Annotated in this window: 7 protein-coding genes and 1 pseudogene; 7 read left to right on the top strand and 1 reads right to left on the bottom strand. The window is 73.1% G+C overall.

Features of this window, described 5'->3' with window-relative positions; translation table 11 throughout:
- From AB0K09_RS26460 to AB0K09_RS26450, 3 genes and pseudogenes are all read left to right on the top strand, one after another.
- Positions 1-403: pseudogene (locus tag AB0K09_RS26460) on the top strand (hypothetical protein); the annotation flags it as partial.
- Entirely contained in the window at positions 400-756 is a 357-nt protein-coding gene (locus tag AB0K09_RS26455; protein ID WP_366067897.1) for a nucleotide pyrophosphohydrolase, read from the top strand. The pseudogene AB0K09_RS26460 and the gene AB0K09_RS26455, both read left to right, overlap by 4 nt.
- Positions 757-873: 117 nt before the next feature.
- A complete protein-coding gene (locus tag AB0K09_RS26450) occupies positions 874-1,332 on the top strand; it encodes a DUF6099 family protein (protein ID WP_366067896.1) in 459 nt (152 codons plus the stop codon).
- A gap of 509 nt (positions 1,333-1,841) precedes the next feature.
- Here the strand turns inward: AB0K09_RS26450 and AB0K09_RS26445 are convergent.
- Complete coding sequence (locus tag AB0K09_RS26445; protein WP_366067895.1) at positions 1,842-2,078, bottom strand: hypothetical protein; 237 nt, start codon at positions 2,076-2,078, stop codon at positions 1,842-1,844.
- Positions 2,079-2,329: 251 nt separating this feature from the next.
- On the opposite strand from AB0K09_RS26445, the gene AB0K09_RS26440 reads away from it, so the two are divergent.
- The 4 genes from AB0K09_RS26440 to AB0K09_RS26425 all read left to right on the top strand — a co-directional run bounded on the left by AB0K09_RS26440 (position 2,330) and on the right by AB0K09_RS26425 (position 7,516).
- Entirely contained in the window at positions 2,330-3,253 is a 924-nt protein-coding gene (locus tag AB0K09_RS26440) for an LLM class F420-dependent oxidoreductase (RefSeq protein ID WP_366067894.1), read from the top strand.
- A 69-nt stretch (positions 3,254-3,322) separates the two neighbouring features.
- Complete coding sequence (gene mmuM, locus AB0K09_RS26435) at positions 3,323-4,240, top strand: homocysteine S-methyltransferase (RefSeq protein WP_366067893.1); 918 nt, start codon at positions 3,323-3,325, stop codon at positions 4,238-4,240.
- A gap of 70 nt (positions 4,241-4,310) precedes the next feature.
- The gene (locus AB0K09_RS26430; RefSeq protein ID WP_366067892.1) at positions 4,311-5,834 is read left to right on the top strand and encodes a 3' terminal RNA ribose 2'-O-methyltransferase Hen1; all 1,524 of its coding nucleotides are present in this window, start codon (positions 4,311-4,313) and stop codon (positions 5,832-5,834) included.
- Positions 5,831-7,516 carry a polynucleotide kinase-phosphatase gene (locus tag AB0K09_RS26425; protein WP_366067891.1) on the top strand — a complete coding sequence of 562 codons (1,686 nt, stop codon included), beginning with the start codon at positions 5,831-5,833 and terminating at the stop codon, positions 7,514-7,516. Before AB0K09_RS26430 ends, AB0K09_RS26425 begins: the two co-directional genes overlap by 4 nt.
- Positions 7,517-7,540 lie beyond the last annotated feature (24 nt).

The following is a 7,540-nucleotide window of genomic DNA, read 5'->3' as shown; positions in this document are numbered from 1 at the left end:
GGCACTGCGAGTCCTGATTGATTTCTGGGACTACTGCTGCCAGGCACACTCTGATGAGGTCGATGAGTACAGGCGTCAGTATGCCTCGGTCGGCGACGGCGAGCTGCGGTACCTGGCGCTGTGTCTGGTGCTCCTCACGGGGCCGGGGGTGCTGGCCATGGAGTCGGTGGAGGAGGTGCTGCCGGCGCGCCAGGTGCTGACGGTGGTGGCGGACGGCCTGGACAGGTGTCTGGATCCCGGGCAGGCGGGGGAGCTGCTCGCGCTGGCGGCACGGATGTGCGTGCGCGGACACATCCGGCTGGTGGGCACGGTACGCGGGCCGGTCGCGGGGGCGGCGGAGGAGATTGTGAAGGAGGCGGTGGGGGAGGCCGTCGAGACCTCGATGGTAGACCTGGGGGCGTGAGCGAAGACATCGATCTGAAGGCCCTGCAGCGGCGTCTGGCCGCGTTCGCCGCGGCACGCGACTGGCAGCCCTACCACACGCCCAAGAACCTCGCCTCGGCCCTCAGTGTCGAGGCATCCGAACTGATGGAGATCTTCCAGTGGTTGACGCCGGAGGAGTCGGCGCGGGTGATGGCGGTACCCGAGACGGCGGAACGGGTGAAGGACGAGGTCGCGGACGTCCTGGCGTATCTGCTGCAGTTCTGTGAGGTGCTGGGGGTCGATGTGCTGACGGCGCTCTCGGAGAAGATCGACCGGAACGAGCGACGGTTTCCGGCGACCCGGAATTCGGGCGATCGTCACTCTCCGGAGTGATTGAGTTGTCCACAGCGCATTTGGTATCCACAGATTTCTGAATTCCCCTGGCTTTTCCGGCGGTTAGTCATCACTCTGGGTAGTGAGAGCGGGACGTCGGAAAAGGCGGGGACGGGGATGGACGCGGTACGGCTGATCGAGGCTACGAGACTCGCCCTGGCGGGGGCGAGCGCGACGCAGGACATCGTGACGGAGGCATGGCAGACCCAGGCGTTGGCGGAGGCCGTGGGCAGCCGGCTGGCCGTCCAGGGGCCGTTCGAGGCGCGGGCTGCCGCCAGGAGTCTGAGCGAGGCGGGCGGCAAGGGCTCCGTCGCCCTGCACCGGCTGACCCTGAGGGCCGGGGCCCTGCGGGCGGCTCAGCTCACGGAAGTGCGCGACCCCTGGGCGGCGTTGTCGGATCTCGGCGAGCTGCTGGGCGAGGTGGGCATAGCCCTGGTCGGCGTGGCCGGCGCCTGTGAGGAGGACGGGGTCTACTGGCAGTGCATCGAGGCCATCGATGCCGCCGACGAGACCAGCGACCGGGTCGCCGGTCTGCTCAGGCGGCTCGCCGTGCGGGAGCACGGAGGCGCGGCATGAGCGGGGACGAGGGGCGCCGCTTCGGCACGAACCGGCGCGGAGTGCGTGCGGGGTCGGCGGGAGTGCCGGACGCCGGCGCCGACTCCGCGGCCGCCGGCGGGGCGCCCGGTGGAGGACCGGTTCCAGGCGTCCGGGGCTTCCGGGTGCCGTCCTGCGGGTGCCGGGCATGCGGCCGCCGGCTCGCCGGCGCGTGGGCCCCCGGGCTCCGGTCGCCCGGACCGTCGTTGCCACGGGCGCCGTCGGCCCCCGGGATCGAGCGCCCCGCCGCTCGCCTTGCCGCCGGCAGGGACGGGGTGGGTGATCCGCCCGGCAGCGATCACGGCGACTGCGTGCGCTGTCGGGAAGATCGCGGCGACCCGGGGGCGGACCCGCCATGAGGGGCCGTCCGGTGGCGCGGGCCGACGACACCGGGCCCAGCGGTCGGGGACGCCGACCGCGGTCACCCGGTGGTGACGCGCCGGGTCGCACGGGCTTGGGCGCCCTGCTGCCTGCCTGCCGGCGCCGGCCCGTCAGAGCCCATCGTGTTCGGCCTCGCCGGCTCCGCCGGCCGTCGGAGCGTCGTTCCCGGGACCGTCCGGCTCGGGCCTGCGGGCCGCAGGCCGGAGGTCGGCGTCGAGCTGCGTCAGATCGGCGTTGAGTGCCGCCATCAGCTCCTCCATCTGCTGCAACAGGCCCTTGGGCGCGCCCTGTGGCGCGGCGGCGCCCTCGCTGGGCACCGCCTCGTCGGGCACGGCTTCCTGGTGCATCTGGCCTCCTCGGCCCCTGGCCCTCCCGGCGCGTGCGGGCGGGCTGTGTCGCGATCGTCGCATCCGGAAGTGCTCACCGGTGCGCGGGCCGGGCGGTCCGGCTCCGCCCGAGCCAACGATCTCCGGGCGTGCCGGACACTGGCCGGTACTCCACCGGCAGAAGGAGCTGACGGAATTTCACCCTGGCGGGGCGGGGCAGGTGGGGCGGGCGGTGGTGGGTTGACGAGTGTTCGAGCGTGCAGGATGGAGGGATGGACCTTCGTATCTTCACCGAGCCCCAGCAGGGGGCGAGCTACGAGACGCTGCTCAGTGTCGCCAAGGCGAGCGAGGACCTCGGCTTCGATGCCTTCTTCCGGTCGGACCACTACCTGGCCATGGGGGCCTCGGACGGTCTGCCGGGTCCGACCGACGCGTGGATCACCCTGGCCGGGCTCGCCCGGGAGACCCGGCGCATCCGGCTCGGCACGCTGATGACCGCCGCCACGTTTCGGTTGCCCGGAGTGCTGGCCATCCAGGTGGCCCAGGTCGACCAGATGTCCGGCGGCCGGGTGGAGCTGGGACTAGGGGCGGGCTGGTACGAGGAGGAGCACACGGCGTACGGCATCCCCTTCCCCAAGGAGAAGTTCGCCCGCCTGGAGGAGCAACTGGCGATCGTCACCGGTCTGTGGGGGACGGAGGCCGGCAAGACCTTCAGCTTCGACGGCACCCATTACCGGCTCACCGACTCGCCCGCGCTGCCCAAGCCTGCGCAGTCCCGGGTTCCGGTGCTGATCGGCGGGCTGGGCGCCACGCGCACGCCCCGGCTCGCCGCGCGTTACGCCGATGAGTTCAACATCCCGTTCGCGTCCGTCGAGGACAGCGAGCGGCAGTTCGGCCGGGTCCGGGCGGCGGCGGAGGCCAACGGCCGTAAGGGCGACGACCTGGTGTACTCCAACGCCCTGGTCGTCTGCGTCGGCAGGAACGACGCCGAGGTGGCGCGCCGTGCGGCGGCCATCGGCCGCGAGGTGGACGAGCTCAAGGCCAACGGTCTGGCGGGCTCGCCCGCCGAGGTCGTCGAGAAGATCGGGCGCTACGCGGCGATCGGCTCGTCCCGGATCTACCTCCAGGTCCTGGACCTGCAGGACCTTGACCACCTGGAACTGATCTCCGCCCAGGTGCAGTCGCAGCTGAACTGACCGACCACACACCGGAGCGAAGGAACCAGCGAAGGAACCAGCTGAGGAACCAGTGGAGGGAGCAGCGTGATGTCCGCGCCCGCCGTGCCGCTCGCCGACGCGCTCGCGCGTGGGGCGCTCGTCCTGGACGGCGGCCTGTCCAACCAACTCGCTGCCCAGGGCTGCGATCTGTCGGACGACCTGTGGTCGGCCCGGCTGCTGGCCGACGATCCGGGTGCCGTCGAGGCCGCGCACGACGCGTATGTACGGGCCGGGGCGCGGGTGCTGATCACGGCCAGCTACCAGGCGACCTTCCAGGGGTTCGCCCGCCGGGGGCTCGGGCCGGAGGAGGCGGCGGCGCTGCTGCGGCGGAGCGTGGAGCTGGCGCGGCGGGCGGCGGGGCGCGGGGAGCGGGAGGTGTGGGTCGCCGCGTCCGTCGGGCCGTACGGGGCCATGCTCGCGGACGGCAGCGAGTACCGCGGCCGGTACGGGCTGGGCGTGGCGGAGCTGGAGCGGTTCCACCGGCCGCGTGTCGAGGCGCTCGCCGCGGCCGGGCCGGATGTGCTGGCGCTGGAGACCGTGCCGGACGCGGACGAGGCGCGGGCCCTGCTGCGGGCGGTGAAGGGATGCGAGGTGCCCGTGTGGCTGTCGTACAGCGCGCTGGGCGGGCGGACGCGGGCGGGACAGCCGTTGGAGGAGGCGTTCGCGCTCGCCGCGGGGGACGAGCAGGTCATCGCGGTGGGCGTCAACTGCTGTGAGCCGCACGACGTGCTGCCGGCCGTCGAGACGGCCGCGCGGGTCACCGGCAAACCGGTGGTGGTCTACCCCAACAGCGGGGAAGGATGGGACGCCCGGGCCCGGGACTGGTGCGGGGCGCCCGCCTTCGATCCCGCGGCGGCCCTGGAGTGGCGGGCGGCGGGGGCGCGACTCATCGGCGGCTGCTGCCGGGTCGGCCCGGACCACATCGCGGCGCTGGCCGCGCGGCTGGACGACGAGCTGTGGCCATGAGACGACCAGCGATGGGACGACCTCGAAAACCAGTAGGAAAGGGGCTGAGCGGGCATAGATAATCTTTCACGTGTTTCTGACGATCAGTACCTTCGGCATACCCGGTAGCCCCGCGACCGACCTCGGGTTCCTGCTGCACAAGCACCCCGACCGGGCGCAGCGGTTCTCCACCTCCCACGGCACAGCGCACGTCCTCTACCCCGAGGCGGACGAGCGGCGCTGTACGGCGGCGCTGCTGCTGGAGGTCGATCCCGTGGCGCTGGTGCGGCGCGGCAGGGGTAAGGGCCGTGGCGGCGCGCCGGACTCGGCGCTCGCGCAGTACGTCAACGACCGCCCGTACGCGGCGTCGTCGCTGCTGGCCGTGGCCATCGGCAGCGTGTTCTCCAGTGCCGTCAAGGGCCAGTGCGCGGCCCGGCCGGAGCTGGTGGAGCGGCCCAGGCCGTTGCGTGTCGAGGTGCCCGCGCTGCCCGCGCGGGGCGGCCCGGAGCTGGTGGAGCGTCTGTTCGCGCCGTTGGGCTGGAAGGTCTCGGCGCGGCCGGTGGTGCTGGACGAGCGGTTCCCCGAGTGGGGCGAGTCGCGTTACGTGGCGCTGACGCTGGAGGGCGAGCTGCGGCTGGTCGAGGCGCTGCGGCAGCTGTATGTGCTGCTGCCCGTGCTGGACGACGCCAAGCACTACTGGGTGGCGCCCGACGAGGTCGATAAGTTGCTGCGGCACGGTGAGGGCTGGCTGGAGGGCCACCCGGAGCAGCAGCTGATCACCAGCCGCTACCTGGCCCGGCGCCGGTCGCTGACCCGGGACGCCCTCGACCGGCTGGCGCTGGCCCGGCTCGCCGAGGCCGACGACACGGACGCCGACGAGCTGGACAACGCCGTCGACGAGGCCGTCGACACCGAGGAGCGGCCCGTGCCGCTGGCCGTGCGGCGGCGGGAGGCGATCCTGGGCGCCCTGCGTGCCGCCGGGGCCGTCCGCGTGCTCGATCTGGGCTGCGGGCAGGGTCAGTTGGTGGCCGAGCTGCTGAAGGACCCCGCCGTCACGGAGGTCGTCGGCGTGGACGTCTCGATGCGCGCCCTGAAGGTGGCCGCGCGCCGGTTGCGCATGGACCGGATGACCGAGCGGCAGGCGGCCCGGGTGAAGCTCGTCCAGGGTTCGCTCGCCTACACCGACCGCCGGCTCGCCGGATACGACGCGGCCGTGCTCAGTGAGGTGATCGAGCACGTCGACCTGCCCCGGCTGCCGGCCCTGGAGCACGCGGTGTTCGGTGCGGCCCGTCCGGGGACCGTGATCGTCACGACGCCCAACGTCGAGTACAACGTCCGCTGGGAGTCCCTCCCGGCCGGGCACGTGCGCCACGGCGACCACCGCTTCGAGTGGACGCGGGAGGAGTTCCGGACCTGGGCGCGTGCCGTCGCCGAACGGCACGGCTACGCGGTCGAGTTCTCGCCCGTCGGCCCCGACGACCCCGAGGTGGGGCCGCCCACGCAGATGGCGGTCTTCGGCAAGCGGGCCGGTGACACCGGAAACCGCGCCGGCAGCGGCAGCAACAGCAACAGCAAGAGCACCGACACGATCCCGAAGGAGGCGAGCGCGGCATGACCACGACGCCCCCCACCGCGGCCGAAACCACCGCCGCCGCCACCGCCATCCCCGCCCCCGAAGCCCGCGTGCTCGGCGTGCCGGATCTGGCCCTCGTCGTACTCGTCGGCGCCACCGGCTCCGGCAAGTCCACCTTCGCCGCACGTCACTTCAAGCCCACCGAGACCGTCTCCAGCGACTTCTGCCGGGGGCTGGTCAGCGACGACCCGAACGACCAGAGCGCCAGCTCGGACGCCTTCGACGTCCTGCACTACATCGTCGGCAAGCGACTGGCCGCCGGGCGGCTGACGGTCGTCGACGCCACCAACGTCCAGTCCGACGCCCGCAAGCAGCTCGTCCGGCTGGCCCGCGAGCACGATGTGCTGCCCGTCGCGATCGTCCTCGACATCCCCGAGAACGTGTGCGCCGAGCGCAACGCCGCCCGTCCCGACCGGGCCGCGCTGCCCCGCCGCGTCATCCAGCGCCACCAGCGCGAACTGCGCCGCTCGCTGCGCCACCTGGAACGCGAGGGCTTCCGCAAGGTGCACCTCCTGCGCGGCGTCGCGCAGGCCGAGGCCGCCCGGATCGTGCGGGAGCGCCGCTTCAACGACCTGCGTCACCTCACCGGACCGTTCGACATCGTCGGCGACGTCCACGGCTGCCGCTCGGAACTGGAGAACCTGCTCACCCGGCTCGGCTATGCCCTCGTCCGTGACGAGGCCGGCCGCCCCGTGGACGCCGTCCACCCCGAGGGGCGCACGGCCGTGTTCGTCGGCGACCTCGTCGACCGCGGCCCCGACAGTCCCGGCGTGCTGCGCCTGGTGATGGGCATGGTCGCCGCCGGCCACGCCCTGTGCGTGCCCGGCAACCACGAGAACAAGCTCGGCCGGCATCTCAAGGGGCGCCAGGTCCGGGCGACGCACGGCCTCGCCGAGACGATCGAGCAGCTGGCGGCCGAGGACCCGGGCTTCCACGAGCGGGTGCGGGAGTTCATCGAGTCGCTCGTCAGCCACTACGTCCTCGACGGCGGCGCGCTCGTCGTCTGCCACGCCGGGCTGCCCGAGAAGTACCACGGCCGCACCTCCGGCCGGGTCCGCTCGCACGCGCTGTACGGCGACACGAACGGGGAGACCGACGAGTTCGGCCTGCCCGTGCGCTACCCGTGGGCCGAGGACTACCGGGGCAGTGCGGCCGTCGTCTACGGCCACACCCCGGCCCCGGCCGCGACCTGGCTCAACAACACCATCTGCCTCGACACGGGAGCCGTCTTCGGCGGCCGGCTCACCGCCCTGCGCTGGCCCGAGCGCGAGCTCGTGGACGTGCCGGCCGAGCGCGTCTGGTACGAGCCGGTGAAGCCGCTGGCCGCCGAGGCCCCCGGCGGCGCGGACGGGCGGCCGCTGGACCTCGCGGACGTCACCGGGCGGCGCGTCGTCGAGACGCGCCACATGGGCCGCATCGCCGTCAAGGAGGAGAACGCGGCGGCCGCGCTGGAGGTCATGAGCCGCTTCGCCGTCGACCCCCGGCTGCTGCCCTACCTGCCGCCGACGATGGCACCCTGCGCCACCTCGAAGGAGGAGGGCTACCTGGAGCACCCCGCGGAGGCGTTCGAGGCCTACCGCGCCGCCGGCGTGGAGCGGGTGATCTGCGAGGACAAGCACATGGGCTCCCGCGCGGAGCCCCTGGACTGCCGCGACGCGGACTAGGACCGCGAGCGCTTCGGCGCGGCC

Source organism: Streptomyces sp. NPDC049577 (assembly GCF_040675635.1).
Classification (GTDB): domain Bacteria; phylum Actinomycetota; class Actinomycetes; order Streptomycetales; family Streptomycetaceae; genus Streptomyces.
Note: the sequence above shows the minus strand (reverse complement) of the source record. Positions and strands in the feature narration are given on the sequence as shown.